Below are 14318 nucleotides of genomic sequence, written 5' to 3' on the forward strand. Positions count from 1 at the left end.
TGCTCCGCGATTTTAAAATGTCCAGGTGATAGCTGCGGTTGCAGACCCCTCATTGCGCCGCATCACTATTGGGCTTTCATTCGCATGGTCGCCAAGCCAGGTATAGTCCGCGCTCAGGACCGTTCCCCAGTGAGCATCGAACTGATGGCTCCAGGTCAGGCTGGTGTCGACGCCATAAAATCCCCCCGGCGCTGAATAGCGGCGATAGCCGGTGCGGCGGCTCTGCTGCTCGCTGACCCCATACCAGGTATTCAGATAACGGCTGTCGCCAAACAGAGCCGCAGACTGAAGGGCGATCGTGTCCTCGCTGTTTTGTAGGGGAATCAACGTAACGGACGCCTGATAACTTACGCCCTGGCTGTCCGTTAACGGTAGCGTCGCCTTACCCTCAACGCTTAGCCAGGACGCAGCCTGCCAGCCGACGGCCAGGCCGGTATTCAGGGTGGCATCAATGTCCCCCATCCCTTTCAGATTGTTTGCGCCCTCACGCCAGCCAGAATTTTTCTCTGCCCTCCCGAGGTCGTAACCCAGCGTATGTTCCAGGTACCAACCGCTGTCGTTTTGCAGGTCATATCCCACTCCTTTTTGTGCATCAATAAAGAAAGCACCCTTGCGCCCCTGCAGCACAGGAACCACCTGCCACACCTGCTTGTCTGAGCCTGAATAACGGGGGGCATAGTGACCGCCCAGCCCGACGGTTAAAGAGCCGGAAGCGGCGTCATCATCCGCCTGCACACCTGAGGCAACGGCCATCAGAAACGGAACGGTCATATACAGGCTTTTTTTTATCGCTATCATACTGTTCTCCACGCAGACGCTGGCGTCTGCTGATTCAGGGTCTGCCACACAATGTTGGCGCAGTATGGTTTGGCTAAATCAATGAATCGTCGGGATAGTGTTAAGAAACGGTCAAGGTGAACGGATGTTGTCCAGAAGAGTGCTGATTATTGAAGATGACGCCGATGCGGCTGGCGTGCTTGAAGCCTATTTACGTCGTGAAAATTACGATGTCACCATTACCGGAGACGGTCTTTCCGGGCTGGATATGGCGCAGCGGTGGAAACCCGACCTCATCCTGCTGGACGTGATGCTGCCCGGGCTTAACGGCACCGAAGTGCTGGCCGGACTGCGTCGTAAAAGCGATGTACCGGTGATCATGGTCACCGCCATGGGCGACACCCCCGATCGCATTGGTGCCCTGCGGTACGGTGCCGATGATTATGTTGTGAAACCCTATCATCCGGGAGAAGTCGTGGCTCGCGTACAGGCGGTGCTGCGACGCAGCAGTAAAAAAGAGACAGACGACGAGATCCTTCGCTGGCAAACGCTGGAGGTGGATGTGGCCGCCATTGTGGCGAGCGTGGATAACGGCGGCGACGCGCCCGTGATGCTCGATCTTACGCCAACGGAATTCTCGCTTCTGGCAACGCTGCTGCGTTCTCCCGCACGCCCCTTTTCCCGTCAGTACCTGCTGGAACACTGTCTGCCGGAAAGCGAGGCGCTGGAGCGCGTGGTGGACACCCATATTTATAACCTGCGTAAAAAACTCGAAGCGGCGGGTATTTCCGGCGTGTTGATTAACGTTCGCGGCGTGGGATACAGGTTCAGACAACCATGATAAAAAACCGGCACTCCTCTCTCTGGCGCTGGATTTGCGCGCGTATCCTGGCACTGGCCATCGGCAGCGTGATTGTCATTGCCACCTGCATGTGGCTACGTTATGCGGTACAGAACTACTGGATAATGGGCAGAATGCCAGCGGCGGTCCGGCAGGAATTTCTGACGCTCAGCCAGAACCCACAGGCCGATCCGGCCCGCTTCCACAGCATTGTGGATACCTGGTGGGGGCTGAGTTATTCCACGCCATCCATCGCCTCTGCGGACTGGGTTACGGTGGCCCTGCTGGTGCTGGTGATGATCCCGTTTATTGTGGTGATGGGGTTAAAACACGCCCGACCGCTGGCGCTGCAGTTCAGCCGTCTTCGCGATGCCGCCAAAGATGTCGCCGACGGGCAGTTTGGCCGTCAGGCTGAACTGGTCAAGGATGCGCCAGCGGAAATGGTCAGCTTTGCAAACGACTTTAACTCCATGACGGGGCAACTCGCCCGCTATGAAAAAGAGCTCCGCGCCTCGCACGTCGCGATGGCGCACGAGCTGCGTTCGCCCCTGACGGCCGCCATTGGTCGTCTGCAGGGCATGTTGGACGGTGTGTTTGATGCCAGCCCGATGCAGCTGGAAATGGTGATGAAACAGCTTCAGCATCTTAATCGCCTGACCGATGAGCTTCACCTTCTCTCGTTAGCGGACGCGGGAAATCTGGTTCTGGAAGAGCAGGCCTTTTCTCTGGATGAGCTTATTCAGGAGCGGGCGGCCTGGATCATGCCGCAGGCCGAAGCGCATCATTTTACGATTACGCTGCGTAACCCGCGTACGTGCCCGTTCAGAGGCGATGCGTTCCGCATGGGGCAGGTATTTACTATCCTTATGGAAAATGCACTACGCTACGGGCGCGAAGGCGGCCATCTTGAGGTGGCGCTGCACTACGCCAGCGGGCATTACGCCATTGAATTTCACGATGACGGACCGGGCGTATCCCCCCAGTTCTTACCGGACATGTTTAAGCGCTTTAGCCGTGAGGAGCAGTCCCGCGCGCGGCATTCCGGCGGCAGCGGCCTCGGTTTGTCTATCGCCCGGGCGATTTGTCAGGCACATGGGGGCACGATCGAGGCCTCATTACCGGAAACGGGCGGCCTTGCTGTGCGTATTTTGTTACCCTGGCAGCCGTCCGGTAATGAAAATATCCACTCTTGATAAACCCTTGACAGAACATCGAATCTTTCTCGACGTAGCGCGCATTTAATAACGCCCTCATCTTTATGGAGCGGCGTTATGTCAGACGAATTTGTTCTCTCCCTCCGCCACTGCCTGCACCATCTGTACGGCGTGGCGCGCACTCTTCCCTGGGTAAATTTTCTCCCTCTGGTCCTGCTCGCGCTGGTGATTTTTCCGCTCACCGGCTGCGGTGACAAACAGGAAAATAAGCCTGCCCCAGTGCGTACGGTGCGCTACGTCGTCGTACGTACAGCCCAAACCCTCCCCGCGCTGGAAAGGACCGGTGAGATCCATGCCCACGATGAAACGACGCTGAGCTTTCAAACCGGGGGGCGAATACTGACGCGCAGCGTTGATATTGGCGATCGGGTTAATGCCGGACAGCTGCTGGCCACACTTGAAAATACCACCGGACAAAATCAGCTCGACAGCGCAACGGCCGACTATGAAGGGGCCACAGCCTCAGCGCAGGTTGCCGCGCTTAACGTCAGCCGAATGCAAAAGCTCATGCCGACGGGCGCAATAGCCCGCACGCAACTCGACAGCGCCCGCGCGGACTGGCTTGTCGCCCGCGCGCGATTAAAAAGCAGCGAGGCCGCGTGGCGTAACGCCCGCGAAAGCCTTGGCTGGACGCGCCTTATCGCTCCACAAACCGGCACGATCACCGAGGTGAGCGCCTCTGCGGGCCAGGTTGTCAGCGCGGGACAGACGGTGCTTACGCTGGCAACCGGCGAAGCCCGCGACGTAGCGTTTGATATCGCCACGCCCGATGCGATACCGCCGCTGGATAAGGCGGAATTGCGGGTTTCCCTGCTCAGCGATCCGTCGGTACAGGCATCTGCCGTGCTGCGGGATATCACCCCGCAGGCCGATCCTCAGACCCGCACCTGGCGCGTCAGAGCCACCCTGATAAACCCGCCAGCGGCGATAGCGCTGGGTGCCAGCGTCACCGTCACCCTGCCCTCGACTGGCCCGCGAGGTTACGTCATTCCCGCATCGGCGCTGAGCCGAACAGGAGATAGACCGGCGGTGTTCGTGATCAACCCGCATTCGCAGGCGCAGCTGCGCGCGGTGGTGCCTGCCTGCTATACGGCCTCCTCGGTGATTATCGCCTCCGGCCTTGAGCCAGGCGACCGGGTGATTACGGCTGGCGTGAGCAAACTCCGTTCCGGAGAGCCGGTGGTACCCGGGGAGGTTCAGCCATGAACACGAAACCGGAAGCGAAATTTAACCTGTCCGCATGGGCGCTTAACCATCAGCAGATGGTCAGTTTCTTCATGCTGCTGATCGTGGCGATGGGCGTGTTCTGCTATGAAAAACTGCCGCGTAATGAAGATCCGGTTTTTACCATTAAAACGGCGGTCGTCTCCGCGCAGTGGCCGGGCGCGTCCGTAACGGACACCACCCGTCTGCTGACCGATACGCTTGAAAAAAAGCTGCAGGAAACGCCCTGGCTTGATTATCTCGAAAGTGAAACCCGCGCCGGGAGCGTGGTTATCCATGTGAATCTCCGTGACAATACCCCGCCGCAAAAGGTGCAGGACATCTGGTATCAGGTCCGCAAAAAAATGCAGGACATCGCGCCGTCTTTACCGGAAGGCGTTCAGGGCCCGGCCGTGAACGACGAATTTGACGATACGTTCGGCACGATTTACGGCTTTATTCCCGACGGCTACACCTTACGGGAAGTGCGGGATCGCGTTGAGACAATACGTCGTGAGCTCGCCTCCTTGCCAGATATCGGCAAAACCACCCTGCTGGGCGAACAGCAGGATCAGATGGTTCTCGCCTTTTCTCCGGCCCGTCTGGCGGGTATGGGACTGGATATTCAGGCGGTCGCCGATGCGCTGCGGGCGCAAAACGCGGTTGTCCCGGCTGGCGTTATGCGTACCGGGCAGGAGAACATCGCGATCAAGGTCAGCGGGGCGCTCACGTCCGAAGAGAGTTTACGCGCCGTCACGCTGCACATTAACAATCGCTATATTCCGCTGACCGATATCGCCACCGTCACCCGGGAAGCCGCCGAGCCGCCGGCCCCCGCGTACCGGGTAAACGGCAAACCGGCCATCGGGCTGGCGGTGTCAATGGCGCCAACGGGCAACATGCTGCGTTTTGGCGCCGCGCTGAACGCCAGAATGACAGTCCTCAGCGCCGGGCTGCCGCACGGTATTGAGATGGTGAAAGTTGCCGATCAGTCGGCGGTGGTCAGTGACGCGGTAAGTGGTTTTGTCCGGGTGCTTATTGAAGCTGTTGTTATCGTGCTGGCGGTTTCATTTGTCTCGCTGGGTTTGCGGGCGGGGCTGGTGGTGGCTGCGGCCATTCCGCTGGTGCTCGCCATGACGTTTGCCGGCATGATGCTCGCCGGCATCGGGCTTCAGCGTATCTCGCTTGGGGCGCTGATCATTGCGCTGGGTCTGCTGGTGGATGACGCCATGATCGCCGTCGAAACGATGGTCTCCCGACTGGAAGCCGGGGATTCCCGTCGGCATGCGGCCACCCATGCATTCAAAACGACGGCCTTCCCGATGCTCACCGGAACCCTGGTGATGATTGCCGGGTTTATTCCCGTTGGTTTTGCGGCCTCCAGCGCCGGTGAATATTGTTTTTCCCTGTTTGCGGTAGTGCTGATTGCCCTGCTCTGCTCCTGGGTTGTCGCGATCCTGTTTTCGCCGCTGACGGGCACGTGGCTGCTACCGGAGAAGGTCAGACATCGCGCGGCAGGCCCTGGAAGGATCGCGCGCGGGTACGGGCGGCTTTTAGGGCTGGCGCTACGTCACCGGCTCGCCACCGTGCTGATTGCACTTTCCGCGCTGGGGCTGTCCGTGTACGGCACGACGTTTATGCAGGGTGAGTTCTTCCCCGCGTCGGACCGGCCTGAGCTGCTGGTCAGCCTGACGCTTCCGGCCAACGCGTCGCAGCCCGAAACGTTAAGAGAGGTGGAAAAGCTGGAACACGCGCTGGCCGGCAACAGCAATATCGAGCGCTACTCGACGTACGTCGGGTCAGGAGCCATCCGTTTTTACCTGCCGATGGACGTGCTGCTGGAAAATGAAAACATCGCCCAGATTGTGGTGGTGGCGAAGGATCTTCAGGCGCGGGATCGTCTGCATGGGCAGTTGAACAGGCTGCTGGCGGCGCAGTTTAGCGACATCATCACGCGCGTGTCGCCCCTGGAGCTTGGGCCGCCCGTCGGCTGGCCAATCAAATACCGGGTGAGCGGGCCTGATTACCTGCAGGTCCGGGTGCTTGCGAACCGTCTGGCCGACGCGATTGGCCAATCGCCGCTGTCGCGCGAGGTTAACCAGACGGCCGGAGAGCCGGAGAGGATCATTACTCTGAAGGTGAATCAGACGGCGGCCAGGGCGGCAGGAATATCGTCAGAAGCTCTCGCCCGCACCTTGAATACCCTCTGGTCCGGCAGCGTTGTCACCTCGGTCAGGGATAACGATCGCCTTGTCGACGTGGTACTGCGGGCCACGGACAATGAACGTCACAGCACCGCCACTCTCTCCTCGCTGACCGTTCAGGGGAATGACGGTAAAAAAATTCCGCTCAGCGCCGTCGCGACGCTGGACTGGAGCGTGGACGATCCGGTCATCTGGCGTCGACAGCGGTTGCCTTTTATTACGGTGCAAACTGACCTCGCGCCGGGGCTGAGGGCCGAAGCGGTATCGGCGGCGCTGCGTCCGGCGATCGACACGCTGCGCGCGGAGCTGCCTGCCGGTTACAGCATAGAAGAAGGCGGCGCGGTTGCCGAATCAGATAAGGGGAACAGCTCCGTTTTTAGCGTTCTTCCGGTGACGCTTGTCATCATGTTGATGCTGCTGATGCTTCAGTTGCGCCGATATTCCCGGATGCTGCTGGCGCTTCTGATGGCCCCGTTTGGTTTACCGGGGATCGTGCTGGCTATGCTGCCCGGCGGCACGCCGATGGGATTTGTCGCGCTGCTGGGCGTCATCGCCCTGGCGGGGATGATCGTGCGTAACGCGGTGATACTGATTAGCGAGGTAGACAGTAATCTTGCTCAAGGGATGGCAAACGATGCCGCGATTGTGGCGGCCGCGGAGCATCGGGCCAGACCCATCTGTCTGACCGCCTGCGCCGCCATTCTGGGCATGATCCCGATCTCTCATCAGGTATTCTGGGGGCCAATGGCCTATGCGATTATCGGCGGGCTGCTGGTCGCGACGCTGGTAACGCTGACCGTATTACCCGCGTCGTTTAGCCTGCTGTTACAGTGGGGGGACTCAGCGCAAAGCCGCAGAAGAAAGGTGAGCTGAGGCTCAATCGTTACCCGGCAGATTACACAGCAGTCAGCGCAAAACGGTTCCTCAGGATCCGGGGGATCTCAACCTCCGTCAGCTGCTGCGGCTAAACTGCGCAAACGAACCCACGCCTCGCCTGCTGAATGCCATGGAACAGACTGACGCGCGGTGTCATGAACTGGCGGCTCCTCTCCGGTGGCGGTTTTACACTAAACTTTCCAGCCACTCGGTAAAGGCCCGCACCTTGCGGGAGAGATGGCGGTGTGGATAGAGAAGCGACAATTTACGATCCGGGGAGCGATGCTCCGGTAACACTTCAACCAGTTGGCCGCGGTCAATATAGGGCTGCAGAAAAAGATTCATCCCCTGTATTAACCCTAACCCGGCCAGGCCCGCCGCAATGTAGGCTTCGGAGTTATCCACGACCAGCTTGCCGGGCAGCGTTATTTCCGCAATGCCTTCTGGCGTAGTAAACGTCCAGGGTTGAATTTTTCTGCTGTTGTTATTAATCCAGTTGATGGCCTGATGTTTGTATAAATCATCCAGCGTTTCTGGCGTACCGTGTTTTGCCAGCCAGGCCGGGCTGGCACAGGTCGTGATTTTTATGTTCCCGATTTTGCGCGCGACATAGTCACCATCGTCCAGCTCCCCCACTCGCAGCACGCAGTCCAGGCCATCGCGTAGCATATCCCGACGGCGGTCAGAGCTGCTCAGTATGATGTCGATTTCAGGATGCTGCCGATAAAAATCCGGCAGGTTGGGTATGACCCTCAGCGCCGCAAAAGCGATGGGCATATCCACCCGCAACTGACCGTGTATTGCCCGGCCAGTGCCAAACGACTCCAGTAAATCGTCCGCCTGCGCCAGCAGGGGTTTACTTCGGCGATAAAACGCCTCGCCGTCCGGCGTCAGGCTAATCCGCCGCGTTGTTCTCTGCAGCAAACGCGTGCCGCTGTGCTGCTCCAGATGCTGTAACGCTTTGGTGACCGCCGGACGGTGGATCTGCAGATTTTCCGCCGCCTGGGTCAGGCTGCCCGACTCGACAATTTCAATGAAAACTCTAATTGATTCAAAGAGATTTAGTTGCATTGGTTGTCTCTTTTGCCGTCACAGGAATGTCAGGATTGTTACTTATTTTATAACAGTGATGAATCTTTTTGGCTATTTTTCCTAACAATCTTCCGCCCTACACTCTCCTCCATTCAAACGTGAGGAATGTTCTGCTATGAAAAATAACCGTATCTGTCAGATCCTGGGGATCGAAAAGCCTGTTATTCAGGGACCGTTATCCTGGCTTACTGATGCCCGTTTAGTGGCCGCGGTCAGCAATGCAGGAGGACTCGGCGTGCTCGGCCCCAACGCAGGGTTAACTGCCGATACCGCGGTCTCCACGCCGGAAGAAACCGCCGAAAAAATGCGGGAAGAAATTCGCAAAACCAAACGGCTGACCGAAAAACCCTTCGGCGTGAACCTGATCCCCACCGCCGTTAATGACGTCTGGACCGGGCCAATTCTTAAGGTGATAAAAGAGGAAGGCGTCAGGGCCGTGGTGTATACGGGCTATGGTGAAGGCAGCATTATTCCTGCGCTGTTCAATGAGTTAAAAGAGGCGGGTATCGCCATTATCTACCGCGACATCAATCCCACGCCGGAGAACACCCTTCTGGCTGAAGAAATGGGGGCAGACATTATCGTCGCCACCGGTTTTGACGAGGGTGGGACGCTACCCGCAACGGCGCTGGGTACCTTTTCCATCGTGCCGCTGATTGCCGATGCCGTGAAGCATGTTCCGGTGATGGCGGCGGGCGGTATTACCGATCGCCGCACCGCCAGAGCGGCGCATGCGTTAGGTGCGGAAGGCGTGTTTGCCGGTTCGGTCTTTATCAGTACCGTAGAAAGCCGCGTGCCGCAGGAGGTCAAAGAGAAAATTGTTGCCGCCAACGGCCTGGACCTGCTGCTTTTCCGCACCGTCCCTCACTACTATCGTTCTCTCCCCGGCAAGCTGGCGGAAAAACTGGCGGCGATGGATAAAGCTGGCGCAAGCAATGAAGCGCTGGGCAAGGCGATGGGAGGATTGCGGGGCCTGCGCCTGGGCATGCTAGAAGATAACACCGATGAAGGTTATATCTCGCTCGGCACGGGGATAGGAAGTATCCGCAGCGTGAGAAGCGTGGCTGAGGTTGTCGATACATTAACGGTTGAGTAAGCCCTTAACCCTGATGCTATGGACGCTGCACAGGAGCGGCGTCCGTAAACCGTCTTCGGCTCTTTGTCACACATAGCCGCCTTTTACCTCGCCACCGGTAAATCCGCGTACCGCGTCGTATAGGCCGGTGACAGCATCTCCCGCTTCATCGCCCAGGCTTTCTCAATCCCCTGCCCGGCAAACCATATTTTCCCTTTGCCGGAATGATTTAAGCTGTCGATGGTTTCCATCAGCGCGGCGCTGTTGGCGCTCGGGCGGTTATCGTCAAACAAATTCAGCTGGGCAACGCCGCTGCTGAAAAAGTCTGCCAGCATCACCCCCGCTTTCATATAGCGATATCCGTCAAGCCAGATACGCCCCAGCGCCTCAGTGGCGGCACGGATGATATCGCGCGAATCATTGGTGGGCGTCATCAGGGTGACGGAAGCCTGGTTGCCGTAATAAATTTCGTTGTCGGCATGCGGGCTGGTGCGCACAAACACGCTGATGAAGCGGCAATACTGATGCTCGCCACGCAGTTTTTCCGCAGCACGTTCTGCATAGGCGCAAATGGCCTGATGCATCTCCTCGTACTGCGTAATACGGTGTCCAAACGAACGACTACAGATAATTTGCTGCTTCGTGGGAGTAAACTCTTCCAGATCGAGGCAGGGCTCACCTCGAAGCTCGCGCGCCGTGCGCTCCATTACCACGTTAAAATGTTTGCGGATGACCCAGGATGACGCTTCCGCCAGCTCCAGCGCCGTGGTTATCCCCATCGCGTTAAGCTTTTTCGTGATACGTCGTCCTACGCCCCACACCTCCTCCACCGGAACCTTTGCCAGCAGCTTACGCTGCCGTCCACGATCCGAGAGATCGACCACGCCACCGGTGGCTGACCACCGCTTCGCCGCATAGTTGGCCAGCTTCGCCAGCGTTTTAGTCGGCGCAATCCCGACGCCCACGCTTAAGCCTGTGTTTTTAAAGACCTGCGTACGCATCTGATGACCGAATGCTTCCAGCGAGATGCAGTTGCTGACACCCGAAACGTTCACAAATGCTTCATCGATGGAGTAGATCTCAATGGCCGGCGCGAGATCGGTCAGCGTCTGCATCACCCGGCTGCTGAGATCGGCATACAGCGCATAGTTGGAGCTAAAGACGTAAACCCGCGACGGATACCCCTTCTCTTTGAATTTAAAATAGGGCTCCCCCATTTTTATGCCGAACTGCTTTGCCTCCCGCGACAGCGAAATAATACAGCCGTCGTTATTGGACACCACCACGATGGGCTTACCCACCAGATCGGGGCGAAACACCCTCTCGCAGGAGGCATAGAAGCTATTCACATCAACCAGCGCGAACATGTTTATGCGTTTTGAGCGTATGAGTGACGACACCGAAGATTTGCAGCTCCTCTTCGGACTGAAAGGCGATCGGCTGATAGCGGGCATTACGCGGCAGCAGCCGCAGAACCGGGCGGGTCTGTAGCTCTTTCACCGTAAACTCGCCGCCGACCGACGCCACAACAATGTCCCCGTGTTCGGCATTTAACGAGCGGTCTACCACCAGCAGATCGCCGTCGCTAATCCCTGCGCCGATCATGGAGTCCCCGCTCACTTTGATAAAGTAGGTCGCACTGGGGTGCCTGACCGCCAGCCGGTTAAGATCGAGACGATCCTCCACATAATCCTGCGCAGGGCTTGGAAAGCCACAGGCAACACGCTCAAGATATAAAGGTAATTCAATAAGTTGCTTTGGATGATAAGAAAAGAGAGTGTCCATAAATGCCTTTCCCGCTAGATACTGTATATAAACACAGTATTACGGATTACGGCACAGGATCAAGGTCATTTCCGACAAAGACCGCAAACGCGTTGAAGTTTGAGCGGATTTAATTTAGCAACCTCTCCTGCTGGCGATCGCAGACGGGCCAACCAAAAGTCATAAAAAAGTCAACAACCAACACTTTAAAATCACTTCATGTGAAAAAAGATCATTAAATCACTATAGAAACACTATTAATTGACTTAAACATCAGAATAACGCATATTTTAGGGCACGAATTATCAAGATTTTTGGAGGACGTTTTCTATGCCAGCCCGTGACTATCCCGACAAGCGAATTGCCCGCGGTTTAGCAAAGGAGGCCGATCTCAGGATGTTGAGCGCCCGCATTGAGCCTGACCTGATGGAATACATCAGAATCACCGCCTTTGAGACGCGAAAAAGCAAGCAGGAAATTGTGGCAGAAGCGTTAGCGCTTCACAGACAAAAAAGTCAATGCGGAGTCTGAGCAGGCAAAGCCTGGAAGTGTCCTTCCGGCTTTGCCCATGCTGTGATTAACCCATCAGCGCATTCAGTTTTTCAAGTGCTTCAGGCGGCAATTGCACCTCTCCCGCCGCGAGGTTTTGCCGCAGATGCGCCACGGATGACGTGCCGGGGATCAGCAGGATGTTCGGCGACCGTTGCAGCAGCCATGCCAGCGCAACCTGCATCGCCGTTGCGCCCAGGGAATCCGCGACGGCCTGCAGGCCGGTGGACTGCAGTGGCGTGAAGCCTCCCAACGGGAAGAACGGCACATACGCAATCCCCTGCTGCGCCAGTAAATCCACCAGCGCATCGTCGCCGCGGTTCACAATGTTGTACATGTTCTGCACGCAGACGACCTGCACCATCTTCCGCGCTTCCGCCACCTGCGTGGCCGTGACGTTGCTCAGGCCAATGTGACGTACCAGCCCCTGCTGCTGTAATTCTGCGAGGGTGGAAAGCGGTTCAGCAATCGATCCTTCTGCCGGGCCGTGTGCGCTAAACATGATCCGCAGGTTCACCACGTCCAGCACGTCCAGCTTCAGGTTGCGCAGGTTGTCATGCACCGCCTGGGTCAGCTCCTGCGCGGAAAAGGCCGGCAGCCAGGCCCCTTTGTCATCGCGACGGGCACCGATCTTGGTGACGAGGGTAAGATCGTCCCGGTAAGGATGAAGCGCCTCGCGGATCAGCTGGTTCGTCACATGCGGGCCGTAAAAATCGCTGGTATCGATATGATTCACACCCGCCGCCACGGCTTCGCGCAGCACGTCCAGCGCGGCCTGTTTATCCTTCGGCGGGCCAAATACGCCCGGCCCGGCAAGCTGCATTGCCCCGTAGCCCAGTCGTTTCACCGTTCGCGTTCCGAGCGCGTACGTCCCGCTTTTATCAATGCTGCTCATGTTAACCTTCCTCATAAAATGATCCGGATTTACAACAGGTTCCTGACCGAAGCCCTAAGTTAAGCGCGAGTTAAATTAAAGTTTAAATTCTATACGACGATAGTATGGGTGTACCTCTGCATCTTTTCTAACGGACGACCGCTATGCTGAAAAATCTGCACGTGATTACCGGAATTATCTTTGCCCTCACCATATTCTGTCTGCTGCAAGTTGTCACGGGAGGGTTGTTCTACTCTGCCGTCAGCAACGATCGCCATAACTTCCAGAACTCCGGCGTGCTGAATGCCCAGCAGGAAAGCCTGAGCGACAGCGTGAACACGCTGGTGAAAACGCGCGTTACCGTCACCCGCGTGGCAATCCGCTACCTGAAGAACCAGCGCGACCCGGCATCCCTTGCCGCGATTAACAAACTGCTCGGCACCGCAGGCGACTCGCTGGCTAAAGCTGAAGCCTATAACAAAGAATGGCAGAAAATGCCGCAGGTTAACGGCCAGAATGCGGCGTTAACCGACGAGATGCAGAAGTCATGGAATCAGATGCACGAGGTGATGCGTTTGTCGATTGAGTATCTGCGTGCCGACAACTACCAGGCCTATGGCGATCTGGACGCTCAGCAGGCCCAGGACGACATGGAAGCGGTCTATAACCGCTGGCGCGCCGAGAACAACACGCTGCTGAAGGCGGCAACCGAAGAGAACCAAAGCAGCTTCACGCAGATGCAGTGGACGCTGGCAGCCATTTTCCTGGCCGTTATCGCCGTGCTGGTGGTGATCTGGCAGGGTTTACAGCACCTGCTGTTAAAACCGCTCAACGCCATCATGAACCATATTCGCGCCATTGCGGGAGGCGATCTGACACAGGATATCACCCTCTCTGGCCGCAATGAGATGGGTCAACTGGCGGCTGGCCTGCACGAGATGCAGCAGTCGCTGGTGACGACCGTCAGCGCCGTACGCGGCAGCACCGACTCCATCTACACCGGCGCGGGTGAAATTGCCGCAGGGAGCAACGATCTCTCCGCCCGCACCGAAGAGCAGGCCTCCTCGCTCGAAGAGACAGCCGCCAGCATGGAAGAGCTGACCGCAACGGTTAAACAGAACTCCGATAACGCCCGTCAGGCGACGCTGCTGGCGAAGAATGCCTCTGAAACAGCGGCTCGCGGCGGCCACGTCGTGGATAACGTGGTGCGCACCATGAACGAAATTGCCGACAGTTCGCAGCAAATCGCTCATATTACCGGCGTGATTGACAGCATTGCATTCCAGACCAACATTCTGGCGCTTAACGCCGCGGTGGAAGCCGCACGCGCAGGCGAGCAAGGCCGCGGGTTTGCGGTTGTCGCCGGTGAAGTTCGTACGCTGGCCAGCCGCAGCGCGCAGGCGGCGAAAGAGATCAAAGGGCTTATTGAGAACTCCGTCAGCCGGGTGAACACCGGTTCTGAGCAGGTCAGCGAAGCGGGCGCGACTATGAAGGAGATTGTCGCCGCCGTCACCCGCGTCACCGATATCATGGGCGAGATTTCGTCCGCATCGGATGAACAGAGCCGCGGAATTGAGCAGGTGAGCCTGGCCGTGTCGCAGATGGACAGCGTGACGCAGCAAAACGCCGCGCTGGTGCAGCAGTCGGCCACGGCGGCAGCGGCACTGGAAGATCAGTCCGAACAGCTGCGTCAGGCCGTGGCCGCGTTTCGTCTGAACGGTAAAGCAAACGCCACCGCCCCACGCCCGGCCGACGTTAAAACGCCGCAACTGCTGCGTCCGGCAACGGCTAACGCCACCCCCGACAGTAACTGGGAAACCTTCTAAGCCTCAGGCGGGCGAAGATATCG

Annotated in this window: 12 protein-coding genes and 1 pseudogene; 8 read left to right on the forward strand and 5 right to left on the reverse strand. The window is 57.8% G+C overall.

Annotation, left to right across the window (positions count from 1 at the left end):
* Nucleotides 1-12: 12 nt before the first annotated feature.
* Entirely contained in the window at nt 13-798 is a 786-nt protein-coding gene (locus tag IM271_RS01905) for a MipA/OmpV family protein (RefSeq protein WP_049138857.1), read from the reverse strand.
* Between the two features lie 124 nt (nt 799-922).
* Here IM271_RS01905 and IM271_RS01910 point away from each other — a divergent pair, with 124 nt between their 5' ends.
* From IM271_RS01910 to IM271_RS20295, 5 genes and pseudogenes are all read left to right on the forward strand, one after another.
* Nucleotides 923-1618, forward strand: coding sequence for a response regulator (locus IM271_RS01910; RefSeq protein WP_028012960.1), 696 nt, complete (start codon nt 923-925; stop codon nt 1616-1618).
* A complete protein-coding gene (locus tag IM271_RS01915; RefSeq protein WP_192970992.1) occupies nt 1615-2811 on the forward strand; it encodes a cell wall metabolism sensor histidine kinase WalK in 1197 nt (398 codons plus the stop codon). The genes IM271_RS01910 and IM271_RS01915 overlap by 4 nt, the downstream gene beginning before the upstream one ends.
* 78 nt (nt 2812-2889) lie before the next feature.
* The gene (locus IM271_RS01920) at nt 2890-4038 is read left to right on the forward strand and encodes an efflux RND transporter periplasmic adaptor subunit (RefSeq protein WP_192986078.1); all 1149 of its coding nucleotides are present in this window, start codon (nt 2890-2892) and stop codon (nt 4036-4038) included.
* Nucleotides 4035-7112 (forward strand): efflux RND transporter permease subunit, encoded by a 3078-nt coding sequence (locus IM271_RS01925; RefSeq protein ID WP_193052090.1) that lies wholly within the window; start codon nt 4035-4037, stop codon nt 7110-7112. The genes IM271_RS01920 and IM271_RS01925 overlap by 4 nt, the downstream gene beginning before the upstream one ends.
* A 73-nt stretch (nt 7113-7185) precedes the next feature.
* A pseudogene (locus IM271_RS20295) lies at nt 7186-7368 on the forward strand (hypothetical protein); the annotation flags it as partial.
* Here IM271_RS20295 and IM271_RS01930 read toward each other — a convergent pair.
* Nucleotides 7302-8186 carry a LysR family transcriptional regulator gene (locus IM271_RS01930; RefSeq protein WP_045261464.1) on the reverse strand — a complete coding sequence of 295 codons (885 nt, stop codon included), beginning with the start codon at nt 8184-8186 and terminating at the stop codon, nt 7302-7304. The pseudogene IM271_RS20295 and the gene IM271_RS01930 sit on opposite strands and share 67 nt — an antisense overlap.
* A 136-nt stretch (nt 8187-8322) precedes the next feature.
* On the opposite strand from IM271_RS01930, the gene IM271_RS01935 reads away from it, so the two are divergent.
* Nucleotides 8323-9303, forward strand: coding sequence for a nitronate monooxygenase family protein (locus tag IM271_RS01935; protein ID WP_136485998.1), 981 nt, complete (start codon nt 8323-8325; stop codon nt 9301-9303).
* Between the two features lie 83 nt (nt 9304-9386).
* Here the strand turns inward: IM271_RS01935 and umuC are convergent, their stop codons facing one another.
* Complete coding sequence (gene umuC / locus IM271_RS01940) at nt 9387-10649, reverse strand: translesion error-prone DNA polymerase V subunit UmuC (protein WP_045630206.1); 1263 nt, start codon at nt 10647-10649, stop codon at nt 9387-9389.
* Nucleotides 10633-11067 carry a translesion error-prone DNA polymerase V autoproteolytic subunit gene (umuD, locus tag IM271_RS01945; protein ID WP_028012955.1) on the reverse strand — a complete coding sequence of 145 codons (435 nt, stop codon included), beginning with the start codon at nt 11065-11067 and terminating at the stop codon, nt 10633-10635. The genes umuC and umuD overlap by 17 nt, the downstream gene beginning before the upstream one ends.
* A 309-nt stretch (nt 11068-11376) precedes the next feature.
* On the opposite strand from umuD, the gene IM271_RS01950 reads away from it, so the two are divergent.
* Nucleotides 11377-11577, forward strand: coding sequence for a hypothetical protein (locus IM271_RS01950; RefSeq protein WP_193052091.1), 201 nt, complete (start codon nt 11377-11379; stop codon nt 11575-11577).
* Between the two features lie 46 nt (nt 11578-11623).
* Here the strand turns inward: IM271_RS01950 and IM271_RS01955 are convergent, their stop codons facing one another.
* On the reverse strand, nt 11624-12490 hold the full coding sequence (locus tag IM271_RS01955) for an aldo/keto reductase family oxidoreductase (RefSeq protein ID WP_028012953.1): 867 nt from the start codon (nt 12488-12490) through the stop codon (nt 11624-11626).
* Nucleotides 12491-12633: 143 nt separating this feature from the next.
* Here IM271_RS01955 and IM271_RS01960 point away from each other — a divergent pair, with 143 nt between their 5' ends.
* Complete coding sequence (locus tag IM271_RS01960; protein ID WP_150143613.1) at nt 12634-14295, forward strand: methyl-accepting chemotaxis protein; 1662 nt, start codon at nt 12634-12636, stop codon at nt 14293-14295.
* The last annotated feature ends 23 nt before the right edge of the window (nt 14296-14318 follow it).

The organism is Enterobacter cloacae complex sp. I3, assembly GCF_014896175.1.
Lineage (GTDB): Bacteria > Pseudomonadota > Gammaproteobacteria > Enterobacterales > Enterobacteriaceae > Enterobacter > Enterobacter bugandensis.

What these genes read in the sequence shown, in the direction of transcription:
- IM271_RS01920 (WP_192986078.1), top strand. Translation starts at nt 2,890, where the DNA reads ATGTCAGACGAATTTGTTCTCTCCCTCCGCCACTGCCTGCACCATCTG.
- IM271_RS01930 (WP_045261464.1), bottom strand. Translation starts at nt 8,186, where the DNA reads ATGCAACTAAATCTCTTTGAATCAATTAGAGTTTTCATTGAAATTGTC.
- IM271_RS01905 (WP_049138857.1), bottom strand. Translation starts at nt 798, where the DNA reads ATGATAGCGATAAAAAAAAGCCTGTATATGACCGTTCCGTTTCTGATG.
- umuC (WP_045630206.1), bottom strand. Translation starts at nt 10,649, where the DNA reads ATGTTCGCGCTGGTTGATGTGAATAGCTTCTATGCCTCCTGCGAGAGG.
- IM271_RS01935 (WP_136485998.1), top strand. Translation starts at nt 8,323, where the DNA reads ATGAAAAATAACCGTATCTGTCAGATCCTGGGGATCGAAAAGCCTGTT.
- IM271_RS01960 (WP_150143613.1), top strand. Translation starts at nt 12,634, where the DNA reads ATGCTGAAAAATCTGCACGTGATTACCGGAATTATCTTTGCCCTCACC.
- IM271_RS01925 (WP_193052090.1), top strand. Translation starts at nt 4,035, where the DNA reads ATGAACACGAAACCGGAAGCGAAATTTAACCTGTCCGCATGGGCGCTT.
- IM271_RS01910 (WP_028012960.1), top strand. Translation starts at nt 923, where the DNA reads ATGTTGTCCAGAAGAGTGCTGATTATTGAAGATGACGCCGATGCGGCT.
- IM271_RS01950 (WP_193052091.1), top strand. Translation starts at nt 11,377, where the DNA reads ATGCCAGCCCGTGACTATCCCGACAAGCGAATTGCCCGCGGTTTAGCA.
- IM271_RS01955 (WP_028012953.1), bottom strand. Translation starts at nt 12,490, where the DNA reads ATGAGCAGCATTGATAAAAGCGGGACGTACGCGCTCGGAACGCGAACG.
- IM271_RS01915 (WP_192970992.1), top strand. Translation starts at nt 1,615, where the DNA reads ATGATAAAAAACCGGCACTCCTCTCTCTGGCGCTGGATTTGCGCGCGT.
- umuD (WP_028012955.1), bottom strand. Translation starts at nt 11,067, where the DNA reads ATGGACACTCTCTTTTCTTATCATCCAAAGCAACTTATTGAATTACCT.